The sequence below is a fragment of the Gallaecimonas xiamenensis 3-C-1 genome (assembly GCF_000299915.1).
In the GTDB taxonomy this organism is placed as follows: Bacteria; Pseudomonadota; Gammaproteobacteria; order Enterobacterales; family Gallaecimonadaceae; genus Gallaecimonas; species Gallaecimonas xiamenensis.
In genome coordinates this window covers 57620-82044 of sequence record NZ_AMRI01000016.1, presented here as the reverse complement: position 1 = coordinate 82044, position 24425 = coordinate 57620, and the positions used below count along the sequence as shown (strand labels likewise).

The following is a 24425-nucleotide window of genomic DNA, read 5'->3' as shown; positions in this document are numbered from 1 at the left end:
AGACTTAACTGTGATCCGCTTGTTCGCGGATAAATTCAGCAAGAAGGTTTTCCTGCTCGTCAGTCAGAGCTAGGTTGTCCAGCAGATCCGGTCGCCTCAGCCAGGTCCGCCCCAGTGACGCTTTTAAGCGCCAGCGGCGGATGGCTTCGTGGTCACCGCTCAAAAGCACGGCCGGTACCGCCGCCTCACCCAGGATCTCCGGCCGCGTGTAATGGGGACAGTCTAGCAGCCCCGTCGCGAAGGAGTCTTCCTCGGCAGACTGGTCATGACCCAGTACCCCCGGCACCAGCCGGGCGACAGCGTCAATCAGTACCATGGCGGGGAGTTCCCCACCCGAGAGGACGTAATCGCCGATGGACCATTCTTCGTCCACCTGCGATTGGATAACCCGCTCGTCTATGCCTTCATAGCGGCCACACACCAGTACCAAGGCTTGTGCCTCGGCCAGGGCCCGGACGCCTTGTTGATCCAGCTTTCGCCCCTGGGGGGAAAGATAGACCACCTTAGCCTGCGCACCTGCTGCGGCCTTGGCTGCAGCAATGGCGTCTTGTAGCGGCTCGACCTTCATCAGCATGCCGGGACCACCGCCATAAGGCCTGTCGTCCACGGTGCGATGCTTGTCGGTGGTGAAATCACGGGGATTCACGCACTCAAGCCGCAATAAACCCTTGTCTATGGCCCGCCCCATGACGCCATGCTCGGTCAATGCCTGGAACATGTCGGGGAACAGGGTGACAACCGCCAGCTTCATCAGAAGCTGGGATCCCAGTCCACTTCGATGACACCATTAACGGTGTCCACCTTTTTAATGAACTGATCCATGACGAAGGGGATCAATCGTTCACGTTGACCAAAACTGTCTCGGCTGTTGGCCTTGACCACCAGCACGTCGTTGGAGCCGGTTTCCATCAGGTGATCCACTTGGCCCATATCGTAGCCGTCGAGGTTCACCACCCGGAGACCTTCCAGGTCGCGCCAGTAGAAGTCGCCCTCAGCAAGCTCGGGCAGCTTGTCGGCAGAGACTGCGATGTCCATGCCGTTCAAGAGCTCCGCGCCGTTGCGATCGGTAACTTGGTCCAAGAGCACTACAAGGCCCTTGTTGTGGCGTCGCCATTTGACGATGCCTTTCTCCTGCCATTGCCCGTCGCGGCCCAAGAGCCAGGGTTGGTAGGAGAAAATGCCTTCCGGATCATCAGTAAAGGAATGCACCTTGACCCAACCACGGATGCCGTATGGGGCGCCGAGCTTGCCAACAGTGATCTTTTCCATGAAAAGCCCTTTACTACCGAAAAACGATGGCGATTAAGCCTTGTTGCTCTTGACCAGCTGAGCGACGCGATCGGTCATGGACGCACCCTGGGAAACCCAGTGGTTGATGCGGTCCACGTCCAGGCGCAGTTTCTCTTCCTGGCCACGGGCGATAGGGTTGAAGAAGCCAACGCGCTCGATGAAACGCCCGTCGCGGGAGTAACGGCTGTCAGCAACGACAACTTGATAGAACGGACGCTTTTTAGCGCCGCCACGTGCCAAACGAATGGTAACCATACCGTCCTCTTGGTTGATACAAGTGAATGGCGGGCCCAGGGGGCCCATGCTGTAAAGCCCGGCAATTTTACTCAGATTGCACTTTATTGCAAGAAAAGGCGCAGGGCGGGAGGCAGAAACAAAAAGGCGGCCTGAGCCGCCTTGGGGAAGGGCTATCAGAATTTAGGCATGCCGGGGGGCATCATGCCCTTCATGGAGCGCATCATTTTGGCCATGCCGCCCTTGCCGGACATCTTCTTCATCATCTTTTGCATCTGGTCGAACTGCTTCAAAAGCTTGTTCACTTCATGCACTTCGACACCGGCACCTGCAGCGATACGGCGCTTGCGCGAACCTTTGATGACGTTGGGCTGGCGGCGCTCCTGGGGAGTCATGGAACTGATGATGGCACCCAGGCGCTTGGTCATCTTGCCGTCCATCTGGCCTTTGATCTGCTCGGAGATCTGGCCCATGCCGGGCAGCTTGGTGAGCATGCCCATCATGCCGCCCATGTTGTTCATCTGTTCGAGCTGTTCGCGAAAATCTTCCAGGTCGAAGCCTTTGCCCTTCTTGAACTTCTCGGCCAGCTTGGTGGCCTTTTCCTTGTCGACGGTGCGCTCTACTTCCTCGATAAGGGACAACACGTCCCCCATGCCGAGGATGCGCGAGGCGACCCGGTCGGGGTGGAAGGGCTCGAGGGCGTCGGTCTTCTCACCCATACCCAAGAACTTGATGGGCTTGCCGGTAATGGCACGGATGGACAAGGCGGCACCGCCACGGGCATCACCGTCCACCTTGGTGAGGATAACGCCGGTCAGCGGCAGGGCCTCGTGGAAAGCCTTGGCGGTATTGGCGGCGTCCTGGCCGGTCATGGCGTCCACCACGAACAGGGTTTCCACCGGGTTGACGGCGCTGTGCAGGCGCTGAATTTCGCCCATCATGTCGCTGTCGACGTGGAGGCGGCCGGCGGTGTCCAGCAGCAGTACGTCATAGAAGCCTTTCTTGGCGGCTTCTATGGCGCCCTTGGCGATGCTGACCGGATCCTGGGAAGCATCGGAGGGGTGGAAACTGACCCCCACTTCCCCGGCCAGGGTTTCCAGCTGCTTGATGGCCGCCGGGCGGTAGACGTCGGCACTGACCACCAGCACCTTTTTCTTGTGGCGCTCTTTGAGGAAACGGGCCAGCTTGGCAACAGAAGTGGTTTTACCGGCACCTTGCAGGCCGGCCATCAGCACCACGGCCGGCGGCTGGGCCGCCAGGTTGAGGGCTTCGTTGGCCTCACCCATGGCCGCTTCAAGTTCGTCACGGACGATTTTGATAAAGACCTGGCCCGGGGTCAGGGACTTGCTGACCTCTACCCCCAGCGCCCTTTCCTTGACCTTGGCCACGAAATCACGGACCACCGGCAGGGCGACGTCTGCCTCAAGGAGCGCCATACGCACTTCGCGCAGGGTATCCTTGATGTTGTCTTCGGTCAGGCGGCCACGGCCACTGATGGTCTTCAGGGTGCGTGTCAGCCTGTCGGAAAGATTCTCAAACATCGGTCTTTATCCAAAAAATCACTTGTGGGCCAGTATACCCCAAAGACGGGGCCAGTCCGAAAGACCGCTATTCACTTTTACGAAAGGCTGACCGTAGAATGGGGCCACTATATAAGGAAGCAAATCAGGGACCATGTTCACCTCCATCTTTTCGTTGTTCGCCACAGTGCTCTACGCCCTGTCCGCCATACTGGCGGCCAGCCGCCTCTTTGCACACGCCGGCCCCAACAGGTTGCAGACGGTGTCGCTGGGTTTTGCCGCCGCCGGTGCTCACCTGGCCAGCCTGATGGTGCTGGTCACCACAGGGGACGGGGAAAACCTCGGGGTGGTCAACGTGGCCTCCATGTCCAGTTGGGTGGTGGTGATGTTCATGACCACCGCCGCCGTGCGCCTGCCGGTGCTACAGCTAATGCCCATAGTTCATGGCTTTGCCGCCCTGGTGGTGGTGGCGGCCTGGCTGGCTCCGGTCAAATGGATGCTGCATCTGCAGGCCGAACCCCAGGTGGTGGTGCACATTACCCTGAGCCTTATCGCCTACGCCGTGATGGTGATCGCCGCCCTCTATGCCCTGGAGCTGGCCTTTATCAACCGCCAGCTCAAGCTGCGCCGCCTGTCTGCCCTGCCCGCCTTCCTGCCGCCGCTGATGACGGTGGAGCGCCAGTTGTTCCAACTGATGCTGGTGGGCCTGGTGGTACTGAGCCTGGCCCTGGCCTCGGGTTTTGTGTTCCTCGGGGCCATGTTCGCCAAGGCCCAAGCCCATAAGACGGTGTTTTCACTGTTGGCCTGGCTGGTGTACGCCCTGACCCTCTATGCTCATTACCGTCATGGTTGGCGTGGCCGGGGCGCGGTCTGGGCCAGCCTGGCCGGGGCCTTTCTGCTCACCTTGGCCTACTTTGGCAGCCGATTTGTGCAAGAAGTCCTATTGCGGTCTTGATCACAGCCCCCCCTTCGCGTAGTAAAATGGGTGTTCCTGTATTTTTAAAGGACACCCCTTTTGGACGACATATCGACGAGTACCTTGCTGATTGCGCTCGTGGTACTCATCATTCTCTCGGCTTTTTTCTCCAGCTCAGAGACCGCCATGATGTCCCTCAACCGCTACCGGTTGCGACATCTCACCAAGGAAGGGCATAAAAGCGCCCAGCGGGCCAGTGACCTGCTCGACCGCCCCGACCGCCTGATCGGCCTGATCCTCATCGGCAACAACCTCGTCAACAACGCCGCCGCTACCGTGGCCTCCATCCTGGCTCTGCATCTGTTGGGTGACCTGGGCGTGGCCCTGGCTCCTGTGGTGCTGACCCTGGTGATGCTGCTTTTTGCCGAAGTCACCCCCAAGACCATGGCCGCCCTGTACCCGGAGAAAATCGCCTTTCCCGCGTCTATCGTGCTCAAGGTGCTGCTGACCGCCTTCTACCCCGTGGTCTGGTTTGTTAACGCCATTTCCAACGGCTTGCTGGCGCTGCTGCGCATCAAGCCCAGCGACGGCAGCGGCGATGCCCTGTCCAGTGAAGAGCTGCGCACCGTGGTGGCCGAAGCCGGCGCCATGATCCCAAGGCGCCACAAAGACATGCTGGTGTCCATCCTGGATCTGGAAAAGGTACAGGTGGAAGACGTGATGACCCCCCGCGCCGACATCAGGGGCATCGACATCAACGACGACTGGAACAGCATCGTCAAACAGCTGACCCATGCCCAGCACACCCGGCTGCTGCTCTACAGGGACAATATCGACGACGCCGTCGGCTTCGTACACGCCAGGGACGCCCTGCGCCTGTTGTCCAAAAACCAATTCACCAAGTCGGCCCTGCTGCGGGCGGTGCGGGAGATCTACTTCATTCCCGAAGGCACCCCCCTTAACGTGCAGCTCTTAAAATTTCAGCGCAACAAGGAACGTATCGGCCTGGTGGTGGACGAATACGGCGATATCCAGGGCCTGGTGACCCTGGAGGATATCCTCGAGGAGATCGTCGGCGACTTTACCACCGACATGGCGCCGGCCCCCCACGAAGAGATAGTGCCCCAGCCGGACGGCTCCTACCTGGTGGAAGGCTCCATCTCCCTGCGTGAGCTGAACAAGGAAATGGGCTGGGATTTCCCCACCGACGGCCCCAAGACCCTCAACGGCCTGATCCTCGAGCACCTCGAAGAGATCCCCGAAGCCAATATCTCCATCCGCCTGGCGGGCTACCCCCTGGAGATCATGGATGTGAAGGACAACATGGTGAAGACAGCGCGGATCCAGCCGCAGCTGAAACGAGATTAAAAAAGGCCGCGAAAGCGGCCTTTTTGTTAGAACCAGTCCCAGAAGCCTTTCTTCAAATCGTCCTTGCAGCCCCAATACTGCTTGGAAAAGGTCTTGGCCCTGTTGTCCACCTTGCGCGCCACCTGCTTGAGCCAGGGTTTAGCCTCGTAGGACTTGCGCCTATAGCCGCCCCAGCCTTCGTGATAGTTGAGATACTGGCCGTAGGCGTCCCACTTGGACACGCCGTTGAGCTTTTGGGTCTTGGAGATATACCAGCCCATGAAGTCCAGGGCGTCGTCAAAGTCGTCCCGATCGGCCCCCCAGTTACCGCTGTCGCGGATGTAGTCGTCCCAGGTGTCGTCCTTGGCCTGGGCGTAGCCGTAGGCGCTGGACACCCGGCCCCAGGGAATAAAACCCAGCAAGTAGTCCCTTGGCGGCAACGCATCATGGCGGAAGCTCGACTCCTGGTAGAGCATGGCAAAGGTCACATGGGGCGGAACCCCCCAGCGCTCTTGCACATCCATGGCGGCATCGTACCAGTCGTCCTTCTCCCTGAAGATGGCGCACAGGTTGTTAGGATCCTTCGGTGGCGCCGTCGCACAACCTGCCAACCAGAGCAGCGGCAACAGTAAAATAAATCGCATCATTAACAACATCTTCCGTCGGATTTGCCAAAAAAGTGCCAGAGCCGCCGAACTTTCACAAGGCCGGTGCCTCTAATCTCCTGCAAGCAGCAAAACTTTTCATGTCACATCCCTGGATGGGAGGCCAAGATGGCCTCCCCTTTTTTTATCCTTCGTTGAACTTTAACGCCAGGCCCAGGTCTAGATAACTGGAAAGCAAACAGCCCTTTTTCATGTTCCCTGCAAGGGAGGCCCAGTGCCTCCCTCTTTTTTTGCCCCGGCACCAGGCCATTCTCCTTGTTTAAACCGACTCAGGCTGGACTAGGATGAAGCCTAGGAGGCCCGCATGCGCAAAAAAACCGCCCTTATCCACGGCGCCCATCAGGGCGATCGCCACTTTGGCGCCATGGCTACCCCCATCTACCAAAGCAGCACCTTTCGCCAGGCCCCTGACCACCCGGGCCCCTATCAATACAGCCGGGGCGCCAACCCCAGCCGCCAGGCGCTGGAGGACCAGATAGCCCTGTTGGAAGAGGGCGAGCGCGGCTTTGCCTTTGCCTCCGGTATGGCCGCCATCACGGCGGTGATGATGTTGCTGCGCCCCGGCGATCAGGTCTTGCTGACCCAGGACTTGTACGGCGGCACCTACAGGTTGATGGAACAGGTGATGGCCCCTTTCGGCCTAAAGGCCTGTTATGTAGACAGCAGCCAACCCCAGGAAGTGGCCGCCGCCATCACCCCCGACAGCCGCATGCTCTATGTGGAAACCCCGGCCAACCCCCTGCTCAGCATCACCGATCTCAGTGCCATGGCCAGCCTGGCCCAACAGCACGGCCTGCTGCTGGTGGTGGATAACACCTTCGCCACCCCCTATTGGCAAAACCCCCTGGCCTTGGGGGCCGATCTGGTGGTGCACAGCGCCACCAAGTACCTGGGAGGCCATTCCGATCTGTTGGCCGGCCTGGCGGTGAGCCGCTCGGCCGAGTTGGGGCGGCGGCTTTTTCGCATCCAGGCCAGTACCGGAGCCGTTCTTGGACCCCAGGACTGTTTCTTGCTGCAAAGGGGTATCAAGACCCTGGGAGTACGGATGGAGGGCATCGAAGACAATGCCCGGCAGCTGGCCCCCTGGCTGGCAGCTCAGCAGGCGGTGCGCCGGCTCTATTATCCCGGCCTTGCCGCGCCGGAGGCCAAGGCGGCACACCAGCGACAATGCGGCGGTTTTGGCGGCATTATCAGCCTGGAATTGGACAGCGCCGAGCGGGCCCTGGCCTTGGCCAGGGGTTGCCACTACTTTGCCCTGGCCGACAGCCTGGGCGCCGTTGAAAGCCTTATCAACCTGCCGGCCCGCATGAGCCACGGCGCCTTGCCCGCCGCCACCCGCCAACGCCTAGGCATCAGTGACAGCCTGGTGCGCCTGTCGGTGGGCCTGGAGGACATCGACGATCTCAAGGCCGACCTGGCCCAGGCCTTGGCTCCATAAAAAACCCCGGCTTAGGCCGGGGTCTTCATCAAGCTACGTCTTGGGGCAAGTCCTGGAAGTACTGGCCCAAGAAATCGTCAAACGGCTGGCTGTCCTCGGCCTCCAAGGCCTCCTGCGCCGCCAGGGAACGTTGGGTCTCCTGCTCGAAGAAAGCCGGGCTCCACCTGCGATAGGAGGCGGCCAGCAGGGCTTGTCTGTGCTGTTGAGCCAGGGCCAGGCCCAGTTGGCCGTTGTCCCTATCGTCCATTGCAGCCAGCAGCCGGGCCGAGGGGGTCAGGCTGGAGTCCTGCATCTTGTTCTCCTGCACCGCCAGGCTTTGGCGATAGGCGTCGCCGCCCTGTTCCGCGTCCAGACCGTCGGCAAGGCGTTGCCAGACCGGCAGCAATTCGGCAAACCAGTCGGCCATGGCCAAAGGCTGGCCCTGGCGTTGGAGCATCAAGCCGGGCTTGCGTCCTTCCAGTACCGTGGCCTGGTAGTTGGCCAGGTTTTCGCTCCACTGGGTGTTGTCCAGCACCGGCGCGTCCAGCAGCAGGCAGGACAGCAGGAAGATATCCATAAAACGCACCGTGTCCTCGTCCACCCCCAGGGGGCTGAAGGGGTCCACGTCCAGTGCCCGCACTTCCACGTATTGGACGCCGCCCCTTTCCAGGGCCTCGGTGGGCTTTTCCCCCCGCTCGGTCACCCGCTTGGGACGGATGGGGGCATAGAGTTCGTTTTCAATCTGCAGCAGGTTGGCGTTGAGCTGGCGGTATTGGCCGTCAACCTTGACACCGATCTTGGCAAACTCTTCGCTGGGGGTGGCGATGACCTGGCGCAGATCGCGGATATAGCCGTCGATGCTGTTGTGGTCGATGCGCAGCCCGGCCTGGGCGGAACTGGTATAGCCCAGGTCCGACAGGCGCAGGGAGGTGGCATAAGGCAGGAATAAGGTGCCCTTGCCGCGCTTTTCAAAGGGCAGGTGGTGGCCCCTGCCCCCCAGGAAGGAGCCGCACAGGGACGGAGAGGCCCCGAACAGGTAGGGCAGCACCCATACCAGGCGCCGGTAATTGCGCAGCAGCCCCATGTAGGCGCTGGACTGATCCCCTTCGGACCAGTGCTGCCAGAAGGCGTCGGGCAAGGAGAAGTTGTAATGCACCCCGGCGATCAGCTGCATCATGGCGCCATAACGGTTCTTCAGGCCTTCCCGATAGACCCTTTTCATGCGGCCAATGTTGGAACTACCGTAATCGGCCAGGGGAATGCTGTTCTGGTCTTCCACATAACAGGGCATGGACAAAGGCCACAGCACCTCGTCACCCAGATGGGCCTGGGTGAAAACGTGGATGTCGGACAAAGACGCCATCAACTGCTCCACCGAGTCACTGACCGGGGTGATGAACTCCAGCAGGTTTTCGGCAAAGTCGGTGGTGATGAACTCGTGGGTCAGGGTTGAACCCAGGGCCTTGGGGTGGCCTGACAGGGCCATACGGCCTTCAGGAGCAATCCGCAGCGTTTCCCTTTCTACACCCCTTCTGGGGTTGAACAGCAGGGACAATGCGTCTTGGGCCGCCAAAGCATCGAGGCGGCGTTGCAGCTGGTTCAGCAAAGAAAACCTTCCCATTTAAGCCGAGGTTGAGTCCAATCTAGACGACAAGATGACGCCCTGGCAAACCCCGGCATGCCATTACCAATGGCGCTAAGCGTAATGGTACTCTGGCCCCGGATGCAAAAGCTTTGTGATTGAGATCACCAAAAGAGGCTGCAACCTTTCAATTGGTTCTTAGGTTATAAGCGAAGGGAATTGTCGCCAAGGCCCCGCCGTTCCTACAATTCGCTTTTGCTTAAACGACAGGTTGCGACATGTTTGCGATATGGAACCGCTTTCCCCTCTGGCAGAAGGTGCTGGCTGGCTTTGTGCTGGGCATATTGGCCGGGGTAGTGCTGGGTGACAAGGCCCAATACCTCAAACCCCTGGGCGATGGCTTTATCCGCCTTATCAAGATGCTGGTCGTGCCCCTGGTCTTCTTTGCCATCATCAGTTCCATCACCGCCATGGGCAGCGGCGACAACCTCAAACGCCTCGGCCTTAAGACCATTGGCCTGTTCCTGCTGACCGCCCTTATCGCCTCGGTGCTGGGCATGGCGGTGGGCAGTCTCTTTGACTGGGACTTTGGCAAACAGCTGGTGCCCAGCGACTATACACCCAAGACCATTCCTGCCGTCAGCCAGGTGTTCTTGGACTTCCTGCCCACCAACCCGGTCCAGGCCATGGCCGAGGGCAACATCCTGCAGATCATCGTTTTTGCCGCCCTGGTGGGTATTGCCATCAACGTCGTGGGTGAAAAGGCCGAGCCGGTGCGCAAGTTTGCCGTGGCCGGTAGCGAAGTGATGTTCCAGATCACCCGTTTTGTAATGCAACTGACTCCGTTTGGCGTCTTGGGCCTGATGGCCTGGGTGGTGGGCGCCTATGGCCTGGCGGCACTGTTGCCCCTGGCCAAGTTTGTGGCGGCCATCTACATCGCCTGCCTTATCCATATCATCGTGGTTTATGGCGGCCTGGTGAAACTGGCCGGCTTCAGCCCGCTGCGTTTTTTCAAGGCGGTGTTTCCGGCCCAGATGGTGGCCTTCACCACGGCCTCCAGCTACGGCACCCTGCCCATGTCCACCAAGGTGGTGACCGAGAACCTCCATGTCTCTCCCAAATACACCAGCTTCGTGCTGCCCCTGGGAGCCACCATCAACATGGACGGCTGTGGCGGTATCTACCCGGCCATCAGCGCCATCTTCATCGCCCATATCTACAACCAGCCCCTGGAGCTGGTCCACTACGTGCTGATCGGCCTGACCGCCACCCTGGCCTCGGTGGGCACGGCCGGCGTGCCCGGCACCGCCATGGTGATGCTGACCGTCACCCTCAACGCCGTTGGCCTGCCCCTGGAGGGCATCGCCTTTATCGCCGCCATAGACCGCATCCTCGATATGATGCGCACCGCCACCAACGTCACCGGTGACATGATGGTGGCCCTGGTAGTGGGCAACAGCGAACAACAGGTGGACCTGACCCAAACCCAGGCTCTGCCGGCCAACGCCTTGCCCAACAGCTAAGCTGGCCAGAATGGCAACAGGGCAGTAAGCTTTTGGCTTACTGCCCTTTTTTATAGCTATGACCCATGGCCAGACTCTTTCTTATCCCCCTAGCCCTTTGCATCCTCTGGTACCTGGTGATGAATCACTTCCAGATCCCCTTTGAACGGGGCCGTAAGGGCTTTTATTGGATCATCGGCCTCAGTGCCTTCCTTATCGGTTTTCTGTCCCTGATGCTGCATCTGACGGCCTCCTCCTAAGAGGGCCGTCGAGACGGGGGATTGGGGATAACGGCAGGTTGCCGGAGCGCAAATGCAAAAAACCCGCTCAGTGAGCGGGTTTTTCTTTAATATGGCGCGACCGGGAGGACTCGAACCTCCAACCGCCTGGTTCGTAGCCAGGTACTCTATCCAGTTGAGCTACGGTCGCATAACTTGGGGTTTTTATCTGAATGGCGCGACCGGGAGGACTCGAACCTCCACCCGCCTGGTTCGTAGCCAGGTACTCTATCCAGTTGAGCTACGGTCGCAGTCTTCAGACAAAAAACGCTTACCAATGGTAAGCGCTGCTCGACACAAATCAAGATGGCGCGACCGGGAGGACTCGAACCTCCAACCGCCTGGTTCGTAGCCAGGTACTCTATCCAGTTGAGCTACGGTCGCATAACTTGGGGTTTTTATCTGAATGGCGCGACCGGGAGGACTCGAACCTCCAACCGCCTGGTTCGTAGCCAGGCACTCTATCCAGTTGAGCTACGGTCGCATCTTGAAAGTGTCGATGGCGGTGAGGGGGGGATTCGAACCCCCGATGGGCTTTTGACCCATACTCCCTTAGCAGGGGAGCGCCTTCAGCCTCTCGGCCACCTCACCTCGACGGATGCGAATATTACCGGAACGACTTGGCAAGTCAAACCCTTTTTCCAGAGATATCGCCTGCTTGCACAGCCTTTAAACAATCCGGATAGAAAAACGGCAACCTTGGTTAAAAGGTTGCCGTTTCAAGGAATCGACAATCAAAAAACTTAGTAGTTGCCGTCTGGCTCGTTGGGATCTTTCTCAGCCTGGATACGCTGGTAAATTTCCTCACGGTGCACGGACACTTCCTTGGGTGCGTTGACGCCAATGCGCACCTGGTTGCCCTTAACACCCAGCACAGTTACGGTAACTTCATCACCGATCATCAGGGTTTCGCCGACACGGCGAGTCAGAATCAGCATCGCTTTGCTCCTTGCAATGAAAGCCGCTCAATTGCTTCATTTTCAATTTAGTATAAAGCCAACCCCTTGAACCTCAAGAAAATTGACCGAATATTCACCATCGGGTCAGCTGCTGGACTTCTGGGGTATCAACGCGCGGTGCAGATGGCGGACACTCTCTTCCATCTGAGCCCGGTCCACCAACAGCGAATAACGCTTGGGGGTGGTCCGGAATAACCGCTGTTCAATGCCTTGTTCGCCCAGCACCCGAGAGATGAGGGACGCCATCTTGGTATCGGCTTCAAAGCCGCCACCAATGACGGACACCTTGGCCACGGTATTGTCACACTGCACTTTAGCACCACCCAGCGCAATTGCACTGGCCTGTACCATGGGCAGGGCCTGGCCGAGGTCGGCCAAGGGTACAGTAAAAGTCAGGGGTTTGCCTGTTTCAAACACAGTGTCCAACAAATCGGCATCGATACCGGCATCCTGCAGGGGAGACAGCAAACGGCCCGGGGCCGCCTGGTCCAAACCTTCGCCGCTGACCTCGATAAGGGCAGACTGGCCACAGCAGGCCACACCACAAACCCCTTCATCGGCGCTGTCGCCATAAGTGATAAGGGTGCCCTGCCCTTCACTGAAACTCGACAGCACCCGCAGCGGCACCTGGAACTGGCCGGCAAACTCCACCGAACGCACCTGCAGTACCTTGGCACCCTGGGCCGCCAAGGCCAGCATGGAGTCAAAGTCGATGCTGTCCAAGCGCCGGGCCTGAGGTTCGATACGAGGGTCGGTGGTGTAAATGCCGTCCACGTCGGTGAAGATCTGGCACTCGCTGGCCTTGAGAGCCGCCGCCAGGGCTACCGCCGTGGTGTCTGAGCCGCCACGGCCCAAAGTGGTGATGGCGTTGTCGGGGCCACGGCCCTGAAAGCCGGCCACGATCACCACCTGGCCACGGGCCAGGGCCTGGTCCATGACGGCGGTGTCGACTTTGAGGATACGGGCTTTACCGTGGCGATGGTCGGTTTGGACACGGACCTGATCGCCAGTCAGGGAAAGGGCGGGTTGGCCCCGCGCCTTGAGAGCCATGGCCAGCAGGGCGATGGTGGTCTGCTCGCCGGTGGCGAGCAGTACATCCAATTCCCTGGGGTCGGGATCGGCACAGAGGGCCTGCGCCATGGTGATCAGCCGGTTGGTTTCACCAGCCATGGCAGAGACCACCACCACCAGGTCGTGGCCCTGTTTGCGCGTAGCAATGATCCGTTCAGCGACGGCTTCGATGCGTGCCAAGGTGCCAACCGAGGTACCACCGAACTTCTGAACAATCAGAGCCATTTAGAGGCGCGCCTGCACCCAGTCCTTGACGGTGGCCAGGGCGCCGCTGAGGGCGGCCACGTCGGTGCCACCAGCCTGGGCCATGTCGGGACGGCCACCGCCCTTGCCACCTACCTGGGCGGCCACCATGCCCACCAGTTCCCCAGCCTTGACCTTGGCAGTCAGGCCTTTGGAGACACCGGCGATCAGGCTGACCTTGCCGTCGGCGGGCACGGCCAGTACCACCACGGCTTCACCCAGTTTGTCTTTGAGCTTGTCCACCAGTTCACGCAGGGACTTGGGATCGGCGCCGGGCAGCTCGGCTACCAGCAGTTTGGTACCGCCCAGGTCTTCGGCCTGTTCGGCCAGGGCACTGCCGGCACTGGCGGCCAGTTGCGCCTTGGCCTTTTCCAGTTCCTTTTCCAGCTGCTTGGTCTTGTCCAACTGCTGGGCAAAGCGGTCGGCAAGGCCGGCCACGTCGGTTTTCAGGCTGCCGGCCAGCTCACCCAGGAGCTGCTCGCGCCCTTGCAGCCATTCCAGGGCTGCTTCACCGGTGACCGCTTCGATACGGCGCACGCCAGCGGCGATACCGCCTTCGGAGATCACCTTGAAGAGGCCGATGTCGCCGGTACGGCTGACATGGGTACCGCCGCACAGTTCGATGGAGAAGTCCCCCATCTGCACAACCCGCACTTCGTCGTCGTACTTCTCGCCAAACAGGGCCATGGCACCGGCGGCCTTGGCTTCTTCGATTTGCATCAGGCGGGTGGTGACGGCGTGGTTGGCACGAATTTCGTTGTTGACCAGGCGCTCAATCTCGCTGATCTCAACCCCCTTGACCCCTTCGAAGTGGGAGAAGTCAAAACGCATGCGCTCACTGTCCACCAGTGAGCCTTTCTGGGTCACGTGCTCACCCAGCACCTTGCGTAGGGCGGCATGGGCCAGGTGGGTGGCGCTGTGGTTGAGGCGGATGGCGTCGCGGCGGGTCTTGTCCACTTCGGCCTTGAGCTTGTCACCCAGCTTGATGCTGCCTTCGGCCACTTTACCGTGGTGTACGAAGGCGTCACCGCTCTTGGTGGTATTGTGGATCAGGATACGGGCACCGTCGCTGCTCAGCTCGCCGGTGTCACCCACCTGGCCGCCGGACTCGCCGTAGAAGGGGGTACGTTCCAGTACCACCAGCACCTCGTCACCGGCTTGGACGCTGTCTACGGCGTCGCCACCTTTGAACAGGGCCACCACAGGGGAGACGTCACGGACGCCGTCATAACCGGAGAACTGGGTCTGGCAGTCGATGTCCAAACGGCTGTTGTAGTCGGCACCGAAGTTGGACGCCTGCTTGGCGCGCTGGCGCTGGGCTTCCATGGCGGTTTCAAAACCAGCTTCGTCCAGGGTCAGGCCGCGCTCACGGGCCACGTCGTTGGTCAAGTCCACCGGGAAGCCGTAGGTGTCGTAAAGCTTGAACACCACGTCACCGGGAATGACGCTGCCTTGGATGTCGGCCAGGGCTTCATCCAGCAGTTTGAGACCACGCTCCAGGGTTTTGCGGAACTGCTCTTCTTCCATCAGCAGTGCCTTCTCGATGATGGCCTGCTTTTCCTTGAGCTCGGGGTAGGCATCACCCATCACGTCGATAAGGGCAGCCACCAGCTTGTAGAAGAAGGGCTCACTGGCTCCCAACTGAGCACCGTGGCGCACGGCGCGGCGCACGATACGGCGCAGCACATAACCCCGGCCTTCGTTGGACGGCATAACCCCGTCCACCACCAGGAAAGAGCAGCTACGGATGTGGTCAGCCACCACCCGCAGGGATTTGTTTTCCAGATCTTCGCTACCTATGGCCTTGGCAGCGGCCTTGATCAGGTGCTGGAAGATGTCGATTTCGTAGTTGGAATGCACGTGCTGAAGGATGGCGCTGATGCGCTCCAGGCCCATGCCGGTGTCGACGCTGGGCTTGGGCAGCGGCTCCATGCGGCCGTCACCATGACGGTTGAACTGCATGAAGACGATGTTCCAGATCTCGATGTAGCGATCGCCGTCTTCTTCCGGGCTGCCCGGAGGGCCACCCCAGATGTGCTCGCCGTGGTCGTAGAAGATCTCGGTGCAGGGGCCACAGGGACCGGTGTCACCCATGGACCAGAAGTTGTCGGACGCATAAGGGGCGCCCTTGTTGTCGCCGATACGGATGATGCGGTCGGTGGGCACACCCACTTCCTTGGCCCAGATGTCGTAGGCTTCATCATCGGTTTCGTAGACGGTCACCCAGAGTTTTTCCGCCGGCAGCTTGACCACCTGGGTCAGGAATTCCCAGGCGTACTGAATGGCCCCTTCCTTGAAGTAGTCGCCGAAGCTGAAGTTGCCCAGCATTTCAAAGAAGGTGTGGTGGCGGGCGGTGTAGCCAACGTTCTCGAGGTCGTTGTGCTTACCGCCGGCACGGACGCAGCGCTGGGAGCTGGTGGCGCGGGTATAGGCGCGCTTGTCGGAACCCAGGAAGACGTCCTTGAACTGCACCATACCGGCGTTGGTGAACAGCAAGGTGGGGTCATTGCCCGGGATCAAGGAGCTGGAAGGCACTATTTGGTGCCCTTTGTCCTTGAAGTAGTTCAAGAAAGCGTCACGTATCTCAGCGCTGGTCATGCTCATGGAAAATCCTGTAGTTGTCGTCCTGGTGCACGGCGTTCAGGAGCGCTCGGCTTTGGCCAAAACGGCACGGATCTGTTCGGGACTGAAGCCCCTGCTGGACAGATACCTTGCCCTTTTTGCCCAGTCTTTCGGGCTCGTGATGGCGGCGTCGCGAAATCGCCTATTATAGGCAGCTTGCGCCTGTGCGGACCAGTCGGGCAATTGCTCTGTCAATGCAGCCTTGCCCACCTCATCGGGGATGCCTTTCTGGCTCAGCTCAGCCTGGATGCGCATGGGCCCGTAGCCCTTTTGCAGCAAGCGTCGCACGGCACTTTCGGCATAACGGTAATGATCCAGCCAGCCTTGCGCAAGCAGCTTCTCTACAAGCGACTGAATTTCAGATGAAGAAAAGCCCCTGCGGGCCAGTTTATCGGCCAATTCGCGGGGGCTGTGTTCACGTAAGGCAAGCAGCCGCATGGCTGCCTGCTTTATGTCGTCACTCAGAGCTCGTCTCCTTCTGCCACGGCTTCGCTCAGGTCACTTTCAGCGGCAGGGGTGGCGGATACCAGCAGGCGCTCGCGCAGCTGGCTTTCGATTTCGTGGGCGATGTCTTTGTTTTCCAGCAGGAACTTAACGGCGTTGGCCTTGCCTTGGCCGATCTTGTCGCCCTTGTAGCTGTACCAGGCACCGGCTTTGTCCACCAGTTTCTGGGCCACACCCAGGTCGATCAGCTCGGCTTCCTTGGAGGTACCGGCACCGTACATGATCTGGAACTCGGCCTGTTTGAAGGGCGGCGCCACCTTGTTCTTGACCACCTTGACGCGGGTTTCGTTACCCACCACTTCGTCCCCTTCCTTGACGGCGCCGGTACGGCGGATGTCCAGGCGCACAGAAGCGTAGAACTTCAGGGCGTTACCACCGGTGGTGGTTTCGGGGTTACCGAACATCACACCGATCTTCATCCGGATCTGGTTGATGAAGACGCACAGGGTGTTGGATTTCTTGATGTTGGCGGTCAGCTTACGCAGAGCCTGGGACATCAGGCGGGCTTGCAGGCCCACGTGGCTGTCGCCCATCTCGCCTTCGATTTCCGCTTTCGGGGTCAGGGCGGCCACGGAGTCGACAATCACCACGTCAACGGCGCTGGAGCGCACCAGCATGTCGCAGATCTCCAGGGCCTGCTCGCCGGTGTCGGGCTGGGACACCAAAAGGTCGTCCACGTTGACGCCCAGTTTGCGGGCATAGATGGGGTCCAGTGCGTGTTCGGCGTCGATAAAGGCGCAGGTCTTGCCCTGCTTCTGGGCTTCGGCAATGACCTGCAGGGTCAGGGTGGTTTTACCGGAGGACTCAGGCCCGAAAATCTCGACGATACGGCCAAACGGCAGGCCACCGATGCCAAGGGCGATATCCAGGCCCAAAGAGCCGGTAGATACGGAGTCGATGCTCAGTACCTGGCTGTCGCCCATACGCATGATGGAACCTTTGCCAAACTGGCGCTCGATTTGACCCAACGCAGCGGCAAGGGCTTTCTGTTTGTTGTCGTCCATTTCCGGCTCCTGAGATCCGTAAGAAGAGGTTAAGCAGTTGCAGGGAAGTATACTGTATGACCGTACAGTATCAACCCCTGTATGGAGGGATTTTTTGCAAAAGTCCGTGCAAGGCCGCAAAAACGGCTTGCAGCCTGACGTCTTGGCGATTGCCGTCAAAATGAAAGCATTGGCACTGGGTTTGCCCGGCGCTGGCCCAGGCCATCCAGACCGTGCCCACCGGCTTGTCGGAGCTGCCGCCGTCCGGGCCGGCAATGCCACTGGTGGCCACCGCCAAATCGGCCCCTGCCGCCAGGCGTGCCCCTTCGGCCATCTCCCGCACCACCGCTTCAGACACGGCGCCAAACTGGTCGAGGCTGGCGCTGCTGACCCCAAGGCGGCGCATCTTGGCGGCGTTGGCGTAGGTGACAAAGGCCTCGTCAAACCAGGAAGAAGAGCCCGCCACCTCGGTGATGGCACCGGCGATAAGGCCGCCGGTGCAAGACTCGGCACTGGTCAGCCGCACCCCGGCTTGCTTGGCGGCCTGGCCCAGTTGGGCGGCCAGTTGGGCAATGCTGTCCCAGCTTGGATGGGTGGACATGGGTCGGCTCCTGGCATTGATGCTGCCCGCCATTATGCCGACTCCAAAGCCCGGTGCAACCGCCCTCAGGCCAGTTGGAACTGGCTGATGGCCTCCTGGATGATATGGCGCCCTATAGGCAGGGCCGAGGTCGCCGCCGGAGAGGGGGCATTGCAGACATTGATGGTGCGGGGGGTACGAACAAAGAGGAAGTCGTCCACCAATTTGCCGTCCTTGGACACCGCCTGGGCCCGCACCCCGGCAGGGTACGGCAACAGGTCGTCCTTGCCGACGCTGGGGCAGTACTTTTGCACCTCCTTCAAGTAGCCGCCCTTGAACAGGGAGTTTCGCAGCTCCTTGAGCCCGGGCTTGAGGTTATCCCTAAGCACCTTGCGGATGCCGCCATAGCCCAGGGTGGCCAGGCTGTCGGCCAGGGAAAAGTCGGTCTTGCGGTAGCCTTCCCGTTTGAAGGCCAGCACAGCGTTGGGGCCGACGGTAACGGTGCCGTCGATCATCCGGGTCAGATGTACCCCCAGAAAGGGCATGTTGGGATCCGGTATGGGGTAGATGAGGTGGTTGACTATCTGGTTGTGCTTGGGCGGCAGTAAATAGTACTCGCCCCTGAACGGGCAGATACGAAAGTCCGGCTGCAGTCCCAGCATGCGCACCACCCGGTCGGCCATCAGCCCCGAGCAGGACAGCAGGTAGCGGCCGGCCAAGTCGCCACTGCCGGTCTCTACTCTTATGTCCTGGGCGCTTTCCTTAAGCCCGGTGACTTGGGTGTTAAAACGGATCTCCCCACCGGCCTCGGTAAAGCGCTTGGCCATGGCCTGGGTCACCTGGCGGTAGCTGACAATGCCGGAGGACGGCACAAAGATGCCCCCCAGGCCGACGATATTGGGTTCGCGCTCCTTGAGTTCGGCGCCGGACAACCAGTAGCGCTCCAGGCCGTTGGCCTCGGTGCGTTGCCACAGGGCCTGCATCCGGGTCATTTCCAGCTCGTTGGTGGCCACCAGCAACTTGCCGCAGGACTGGTAGGCAATGGCGTTCTCGTCGCAAAAGCGCTTGGTGTCGCGGTTACCTTCCAGGCAAAAGCGGGCCTTGAGGCTGCCCGGGGTGTAATAGACGCCGGCGTGAATGACCCCCGAGTTGTGCCCGGTCTGGTGGCAGGCCACCGAGGCTTCTTTTTCCAGCACCACCACCTTTTTGCCGGGAAAGCGCTCCAGCAGCTGCATGGCGGTGGACATGCCGACAATGCCGGCACCGATGATAATAAAGTCGTACATCCTGACCTCGTCTGGCGGTTACTGGTTGGGCACGCGCAGGGTCTTGGCGTGGGTGAAGTAGCCGCGCTGGCGCATCAGTTCCCGGCGCAGCCCCTCGTGGGCGGTGAAGCGGTCACGGCCGTGCAGCCAGAAATGGTTGTTGAGCAGCAAAAAGCTGCCCACCGGCACCGGCACCGACAGTTTCGCGCCAGAGCCTTCTAGGGATTCGGACAGGTCGGTCAGCCAGTTGCCCTCGCTAAAATCCTTGGGTTGTACGAACTGGTCAATGTAGGCCATCACCGGCTGGCCGTCCCGGTCCACATCAAAAATGGGGTGGAACACATCCTGGGTGGTGTTCTTGCTGGGGGGCGCCGCAAAGCGCATGGGCTGGTGGGCCAGGGGGTGGCGGGCAAACAGGGCCAGCTCTTCCCAGTCGTCCAGGTGCAGCAGCAGGGAGTTACCCCCTTCCATGTTCTGCTCGTCTATTTTCAGCATCAACACATAGTCGGTGTCCTGCTCGACGAAGGTGCCGTCGTTGTGCAGCTCCATCACCCGGTGGGGCTTTCTCAGGTAGCTGTCGGAGTTATCGGTGTTTTGCACCACGAAACGGGCGTAATACTGGCCGCTCATGGCGTCGAAGTTGGAGCGGCCGAACAGGTGGGCCACCGCCGTGGTAAAGCGCACCATGTCCTCGGCTTGCTCCACCTTATCGAGGCCTGCTGGGGTAACCAGCAAGGCGCCGCTTTGGCGGTCCACCAGGGTGGATACCAGCAGCGGTTGCAACTGGTTAGCACAGAGGTCGTCCAGTATTTTGGCCACCCGAAAGCGCAGCATGGACTTGTATTCCAGAGCCTGTACCGGCCAGGGAGCGATGGCGGCCAAGAAGGCGTCCACCACCGCCTTGTCGAACTTAAGTTCCAGCAGGCGCGGGCTGTAAGGAGAAGGGGCCAGGGAAAATCCCTGGGATGACAAGGCATGGGGATTGGCGACGGACATGGGCTTACCTCTACTGGGACGTCGGGGTGCTGGCGCACAAAAATGACATTATTCAAAAATATCTACATTTTTGATCTTTATCAATACTTCATCCTTTTGCGGCACCCTCTGCCCTGCCGTTATACTCTCGCCGGCGACAACAGCATGTTCAGGGAGCCTATGACCAGTACCGAAGAAAAGGGCAATCTGGCCGACGCCGCCTACGGGCGACTGAAGCGGGATATCACCGAGGGGCACTTCACCCCCGGCGACAAGCTCTTGATGAGCAGCCTCAAGGCGCGCTATGAGATAGGTGCTGGCCCCATGCGCGAGGCCCTGTCCCGCCTGGTAGCCGAGCGACTGGTCACCGCCGAGAGCCAAAAGGGCTTTCGGGTGGCGCCCATGTCGGTGGCCCAGCTGCAAGACCTTTACTATGCCCGGGCCCAGCTGGAGGCCCTGGTTACCGAATTGGCGGTGCAAAAAGGCGGCGACAACTGGGAAGCGGGGATCATCGCCGCCGCCCATACCCTGTCACGGGTCACCCAGGTGCAAAGCGCCGAGGAAATGCTGTCGGTCTGGGACAGCCGCCACAAGGCCTTCCATAACGCCATCGCCGCCGGTTGCGGCTCGGACAAGCTAATGGAGCTGCGCTCCACCATGCTCGACCAGGTAGAGCGCTACCGCCAGCTGTGGCTAAGGGAAACGGTGTTCAGCACTGACGCCCTGGCCCTGAAACGGGATGAGCACAAAGACCTGGTGACGGTGCTGCTGTCCGGCGACAGCCAGCAGGCCAGGGCCATGATGTTCGACCATATGATGACCCCCGTACCCATCATTACCGAGATTTTGCGGGCCAGGGGCCTGGTGTAAGCCGCCCCTTCCCTTAACAAGGCAACGAAGAAGACAAGATGCAAAACCCCGTGAACAGCCTGGCCAACCTGGAACAGCACACTCCCATGATGCAGCAGTACCTGCGCATCAAAGCCCAACACCCCGAGGTGCTGCTTTTCTACCGCATGGGTGACTTCTATGAGCTCTTCTATGACGACGCCAAGAAGGCCTCTGCCCTGCTGGATATCTCCCTGACCGCCCGGGGCCAGAGCGGCGGCCAGAAGATCCCCATGGCCGGTATTCCCTACCACGCCGCCGAAGGCTACCTGGCCAAGGCCGTGGCCATGGGCGAGTCGGTGGCCATCTGTGAACAGATTGGCGATCCGGCCACCAGCAAGGGCCCGGTGGAACGCCAGGTGGTGCGCATCGTCACCCCAGGCACCGTCAGTGAAGAAGCGCTGCTCACCGAAAAGCGCGACAACCTGCTGGCCGCCGTTTACGGCAAAGATGGCCGCTACGGCTATGCCACCCTGGATATCACCTCCGGGCGCTTTTTGGTGTCCGAGCCACAGGGGGAAGACGACCTTAAGGCGGAACTGCAGCGCACCAGCCCGGCCGAGCTGCTCTACCCGGAAGACTTTGACCTGGCCTTGCTGGGGGACCGCAAAGGCCTGCGCCGCAGGCCCCTGTGGGAATTTGACCTAGACACGGCCCAGCGCACCCTGACCCAGCAGTTTGGTACCCGCGACCTGGTGGGCTTCGGGGTACAGGACGCCAAGAGCGCCCTGTGCGCCGCCGGCTGCCTGCTGCAATACCTCAAAGACACCCAGCGCACCGCCCTGCCCCATATCCGCGCCATCAAGCTGGAAGCCGAAGACGAAGCGGTGGTGCTGGACGCGGCCACCAGGCGCAACCTGGAGCTGACCCAGAGCCTTGCCGGCAGCACCGACAACACCCTCTTTTCGGTGCTGGACCGCTGCGCCACCCCCATGGGGTCGAGGCTGCTGGGCCGCTGGCTGCACCGGCCGCTTAGGGACATCCAGGTGATCAACGGCCGCCTGGACGCCATCGACTACCTGGGCCAGCAACTGCTGGACGCCAGTCTGAAAGATCTGATGAAACAGGTGGGGGATCTGGAAAGGGTGATGGCGCGGGTGGCCTTACGCTCGGCCAGGCCCCGGGATCTGGTGCGGCTGCGAAGCGCCCTTGGCACCCTGCCAGAGCTTGGCGCCTTGCTGGCCGGTACCCAGGGCCGTCTGGCCAGCCTTGAGCGGGATTGCGCGCCCCTGCCGGAGCTGTACCAGCTACTGTCGGACGCCATCATCGACAACCCGCCGGTGCTTATTCGCGACGGCGGCGTGATCCGCCCCGGCTTTAACAGCGAGCTGGACCAGTATCGGGCCCTGTCCAAGGGCGCCACCGATTTTCTCGAGCATATCGAGGCGCGGGAGCGCCAGCGCACCGGCGTCAGCACCCTCAAGGTGGGTTTTAACAAGGTACATGGCTACTTCATCGAACTGACCCGGGCCCAGTCCCACCTGGCCCCCAGCGACTATGTACGCCGCCAGACCCTGAAGAACACCGAGCGCTACATTATCCCCGAACTCAAGGAGTACGAGGACAAGGTGCTGACCAGCCAGGGCAAGGCCCTGGCCCTGGAAAAACAGCTCTACGAAGGGCTGTTTGACGCCCTGCACCCCCGCCTTGACCAGCTGCTGCGCCTGGCCGATGCCTGCGCCGAGCTGGACCTGCTGGCCAACCTCTGTGAGCGTGGCCAAACCCTGGACTACTGCCGCCCCGATTTACAGGCAGACCGGGGCATACGTATCGACGGTGGCCGCCACCCGGTAGTGGAAGTGGTGCTGGACAGCCCCTTTATCGCCAACCCGGTGGCCCTGACCGACAGCAAACATATGCTGATGGTCACAGGCCCCAACATGGGCGGTAAGTCCACCTACATGCGCCAGACCGCCCTAATCACCCTGATGGCCCATATCGGCTGCCCGGTGCCGGCCCAAAGCGCCCAGATAGGGCTGGTGGACCGCATCTTTACCCGCATCGGCGCCGCCGACGACCTGGCCTCTGGCCGCTCCACCTTTATGGTGGAGATGACCGAGACCGCCACCATCCTCAACAACGCCAGCGACCGCAGCCTGGTGCTGATGGACGAGATAGGCCGTGGTACCTCCACCTACGACGGCCTGTCCCTGGCCTGGGCGGTGGCGGACTTCCTGGCCCGCCAAAGCCGCAGCCTGACCCTGTTCGCCACCCATTATTTCGAGCTGACAGCCCTGGCCGAACAGCTGGACGGGGTGGAGAACGTTCACCTGGATGCGGTGGAGCACGGCGATACCGTCACCTTTATGCACGCGGTGCAAAGTGGGCCGGCCAGCAAGAGCTTTGGCCTGCAGGTGGCGCTGTTGGCAGGGGTACCCAAAGGGGTGGTCAAAGCGGCCAGATTCAAGTTGCAGGAGCTGGAAGGCCACAAGGCCCTGGCCCCGGTGGCGGCGCCCCGGCAAATGGACCTTGGCCTAAACGAAGAGCCGGCTGTGGTCAGCCGGCTCAAGGCACTGGATGTGGATGCCCTAACCCCCAAAGACGCCTTGATGCTGCTCTACCGGCTCAAGGAGGAGGCCCAGGGTTAATCGCTGAACAAAGCTTCGGCGTTCAAACCTTCCTGGAACAGGCGTTCTTTGAGGCGCCTTAGGGCCTCGACCTGGATTTGGCGGACCCGTTCGCGGGTCAGGCCAATCTCGTGGCCCACTTCTTCCAGGGTGGCCGGTTCGTAACCCAGCAGGCCGAAACGGCGGGCCAGTACTTCACGCTGCTTGTCGGACAGTTCATCTAACCAGCGCATCAGGCTGGAGCGGATGTCGTCGTCCTGCAGCTCGAACTCGGGGCCCATTTCCTTTTCGTCGGCGATCACGTCCAGCAGCGCCTTGTCGGAATCTCCCCCAATAGGGGTGTCCACCGAACTGATACGCTCGTTGAGCCTGAGCATCTTGGCCACGTCGTCCACCGGTTTGTCGAGCTTGGTGGCGATCTCTTCCACCGTCGGCTCATGGTCCAGCTTGTGGGCCAGTTCCCGGGCGGTACGCAGGTAGACATTCAGCTCTTTGACCACGTGGATTGGCAGGCGAATGGTGCGGGTCTGGTTCATGATGGCCCGCTCTATGGTTTGGCGGATCCACCAGGTGGCGTAGGTAGAGAAGCGGAAACCCCGTTCAGGGTCGAATTTTTCTACGGCGCGAATGAGCCCCAGGTTGCCTTCTTCGATGAGATCCAGAAGGGCCAGGCCTCTGTTGTTATAGCGGCGGGCAATCTTGACCACCAAACGCAGGTTACTTTCGATCATACGCTTGCGTGAGGCTTCACAGCCCCGAAGCGCCTTACGGGAGTAGAAGACTTCTTCTTCGGCACTGAGCAGCGGGGAGAACCCGATTTCGCTCAGGTACATTTGGGTAGCGTCCAGGCTCTTTTGGAAATCGTCTCCGAGGTTGATTTCCTCTTGTTGCTCTTCAGTCTCTTCTTCGACCGTTTGCAACTCCTTCTCCATGTCTTTCGCTTCCATGTCAAAGGATTCGTCTTTCACCGTTTTTTTGCGGGCCATAGAGCCTCCTGTCAGCTGTGTCCAACACTCC

Annotated in this window: 22 protein-coding genes and 5 tRNA genes; 7 read left to right on the top strand and 20 right to left on the bottom strand. The window is 60.5% G+C overall.

Features of this window, described 5'->3' with window-relative positions; translation table 11 throughout:
* Positions 1-4 precede the first annotated feature (4 nt).
* The 4 genes from trmD to ffh all read right to left on the bottom strand — a co-directional run bounded on the left by trmD (position 5) and on the right by ffh (position 3065).
* The gene (gene trmD / locus B3C1_RS12200) at positions 5-751 is read right to left on the bottom strand and encodes a tRNA (guanosine(37)-N1)-methyltransferase TrmD (RefSeq protein WP_008485149.1); all 747 of its coding nucleotides are present in this window, start codon (positions 749-751) and stop codon (positions 5-7) included.
* The gene (rimM, locus tag B3C1_RS12195; protein WP_008485148.1) at positions 751-1269 is read right to left on the bottom strand and encodes a ribosome maturation factor RimM; all 519 of its coding nucleotides are present in this window, start codon (positions 1267-1269) and stop codon (positions 751-753) included. The genes trmD and rimM overlap by 1 nt, the downstream gene beginning before the upstream one ends.
* A 33-nt stretch (positions 1270-1302) precedes the next feature.
* Complete coding sequence (rpsP, locus tag B3C1_RS12190) at positions 1303-1545, bottom strand: 30S ribosomal protein S16 (protein ID WP_008485147.1); 243 nt, start codon at positions 1543-1545, stop codon at positions 1303-1305.
* A 155-nt stretch (positions 1546-1700) separates the two neighbouring features.
* Positions 1701-3065: a signal recognition particle protein gene (ffh, locus tag B3C1_RS12185; protein ID WP_008485145.1), complete on the bottom strand. Its 1365-nt coding sequence runs from the start codon at positions 3063-3065 to the stop codon at positions 1701-1703.
* A gap of 133 nt (positions 3066-3198) precedes the next feature.
* On the opposite strand from ffh, the gene B3C1_RS12180 reads away from it, so the two are divergent.
* Positions 3199-3999, top strand: a complete 801-nt coding sequence (locus tag B3C1_RS12180; RefSeq protein ID WP_008485144.1) for a cytochrome C assembly family protein — start codon at positions 3199-3201, stop codon at positions 3997-3999.
* Between the two features lie 60 nt (positions 4000-4059).
* A complete protein-coding gene (locus B3C1_RS12175) occupies positions 4060-5328 on the top strand; it encodes an HlyC/CorC family transporter (RefSeq protein WP_008485143.1) in 1269 nt (422 codons plus the stop codon).
* Positions 5329-5354: 26 nt separating this feature from the next.
* Here B3C1_RS12175 and B3C1_RS12170 read toward each other — a convergent pair whose 3' ends face one another.
* Positions 5355-5954, bottom strand: a complete 600-nt coding sequence (locus tag B3C1_RS12170; protein WP_035482031.1) for a transglycosylase SLT domain-containing protein — start codon at positions 5952-5954, stop codon at positions 5355-5357.
* A gap of 322 nt (positions 5955-6276) precedes the next feature.
* On the opposite strand from B3C1_RS12170, the gene B3C1_RS12165 reads away from it, so the two are divergent.
* Positions 6277-7410, top strand: coding sequence for an aminotransferase class I/II-fold pyridoxal phosphate-dependent enzyme (locus tag B3C1_RS12165; protein ID WP_008485141.1), 1134 nt, complete (start codon positions 6277-6279; stop codon positions 7408-7410).
* A 28-nt stretch (positions 7411-7438) separates the two neighbouring features.
* Here the strand turns inward: B3C1_RS12165 and gshA are convergent, their stop codons facing one another.
* Positions 7439-8995, bottom strand: coding sequence for a glutamate--cysteine ligase (gene gshA, locus B3C1_RS12160; RefSeq protein WP_008485140.1), 1557 nt, complete (start codon positions 8993-8995; stop codon positions 7439-7441).
* Between the two features lie 254 nt (positions 8996-9249).
* On the opposite strand from gshA, the gene B3C1_RS12155 reads away from it, so the two are divergent.
* Together B3C1_RS12155 and B3C1_RS20445 are read left to right on the top strand one after the other, a co-directional pair.
* Positions 9250-10494, top strand: coding sequence for a dicarboxylate/amino acid:cation symporter (locus tag B3C1_RS12155; protein WP_008485138.1), 1245 nt, complete (start codon positions 9250-9252; stop codon positions 10492-10494).
* 65 nt (positions 10495-10559) lie between these two features.
* A complete protein-coding gene (locus B3C1_RS20445) occupies positions 10560-10733 on the top strand; it encodes a hypothetical protein (protein ID WP_008485136.1) in 174 nt (57 codons plus the stop codon).
* Positions 10734-10825: 92 nt separating this feature from the next.
* On the opposite strand, the gene B3C1_RS12150 is transcribed toward B3C1_RS20445, so the two are convergent.
* From B3C1_RS12150 to glaH, 13 genes are all read right to left on the bottom strand, one after another.
* A tRNA-Arg gene (locus B3C1_RS12150) sits at positions 10826-10902 on the bottom strand.
* A gap of 23 nt (positions 10903-10925) precedes the next feature.
* Positions 10926-11002: transfer RNA gene (locus B3C1_RS12145), tRNA-Arg, on the bottom strand.
* 56 nt (positions 11003-11058) lie between these two features.
* Positions 11059-11135 (bottom strand) — tRNA-Arg (locus B3C1_RS12140).
* 23 nt (positions 11136-11158) lie between these two features.
* A tRNA-Arg gene (locus B3C1_RS12135) sits at positions 11159-11235 on the bottom strand.
* Positions 11236-11251: 16 nt separating this feature from the next.
* Positions 11252-11342 (bottom strand) — tRNA-Ser (locus B3C1_RS12130).
* A 152-nt stretch (positions 11343-11494) separates the two neighbouring features.
* Positions 11495-11689 (bottom strand): carbon storage regulator CsrA, encoded by a 195-nt coding sequence (gene csrA / locus B3C1_RS12125; protein ID WP_008485134.1) that lies wholly within the window; start codon positions 11687-11689, stop codon positions 11495-11497.
* Positions 11690-11794: 105 nt separating this feature from the next.
* Positions 11795-13006: an aspartate kinase gene (locus tag B3C1_RS12120; protein ID WP_008485132.1), complete on the bottom strand. Its 1212-nt coding sequence runs from the start codon at positions 13004-13006 to the stop codon at positions 11795-11797.
* Positions 13007-15628: an alanine--tRNA ligase gene (gene alaS, locus B3C1_RS12115; protein ID WP_008485131.1), complete on the bottom strand. Its 2622-nt coding sequence runs from the start codon at positions 15626-15628 to the stop codon at positions 13007-13009.
* 36 nt (positions 15629-15664) lie between these two features.
* Entirely contained in the window at positions 15665-16084 is a 420-nt protein-coding gene (locus B3C1_RS12110; protein ID WP_008485130.1) for a regulatory protein RecX, read from the bottom strand.
* Positions 16085-16107: 23 nt separating this feature from the next.
* Positions 16108-17154, bottom strand: coding sequence for a recombinase RecA (gene recA, locus B3C1_RS12105; RefSeq protein WP_008485129.1), 1047 nt, complete (start codon positions 17152-17154; stop codon positions 16108-16110).
* Positions 17155-17224: 70 nt separating this feature from the next.
* Positions 17225-17734: a CinA family protein gene (locus B3C1_RS12100; RefSeq protein ID WP_008485127.1), complete on the bottom strand. Its 510-nt coding sequence runs from the start codon at positions 17732-17734 to the stop codon at positions 17225-17227.
* 65 nt (positions 17735-17799) lie between these two features.
* Complete coding sequence (gene lhgO / locus B3C1_RS12095) at positions 17800-18999, bottom strand: L-2-hydroxyglutarate oxidase (RefSeq protein WP_008485126.1); 1200 nt, start codon at positions 18997-18999, stop codon at positions 17800-17802.
* 18 nt (positions 19000-19017) lie between these two features.
* Positions 19018-19974: a glutarate dioxygenase GlaH gene (glaH, locus tag B3C1_RS12090; protein ID WP_008485125.1), complete on the bottom strand. Its 957-nt coding sequence runs from the start codon at positions 19972-19974 to the stop codon at positions 19018-19020.
* Positions 19975-20133: 159 nt separating this feature from the next.
* Between glaH and csiR the strand changes: the two genes are divergently transcribed.
* Entirely contained in the window at positions 20134-20823 is a 690-nt protein-coding gene (gene csiR, locus B3C1_RS12085) for a DNA-binding transcriptional regulator CsiR (protein ID WP_035482045.1), read from the top strand.
* A gap of 50 nt (positions 20824-20873) precedes the next feature.
* Positions 20874-23429 (top strand): DNA mismatch repair protein MutS, encoded by a 2556-nt coding sequence (gene mutS, locus B3C1_RS12080; protein ID WP_336391122.1) that lies wholly within the window; start codon positions 20874-20876, stop codon positions 23427-23429.
* Here mutS and rpoS read toward each other — a convergent pair.
* Positions 23426-24394, bottom strand: coding sequence for an RNA polymerase sigma factor RpoS (rpoS, locus tag B3C1_RS12075; RefSeq protein WP_008485120.1), 969 nt, complete (start codon positions 24392-24394; stop codon positions 23426-23428). The genes mutS and rpoS overlap by 4 nt on opposite strands.
* Positions 24395-24425: the final 31 nt, after the last annotated feature.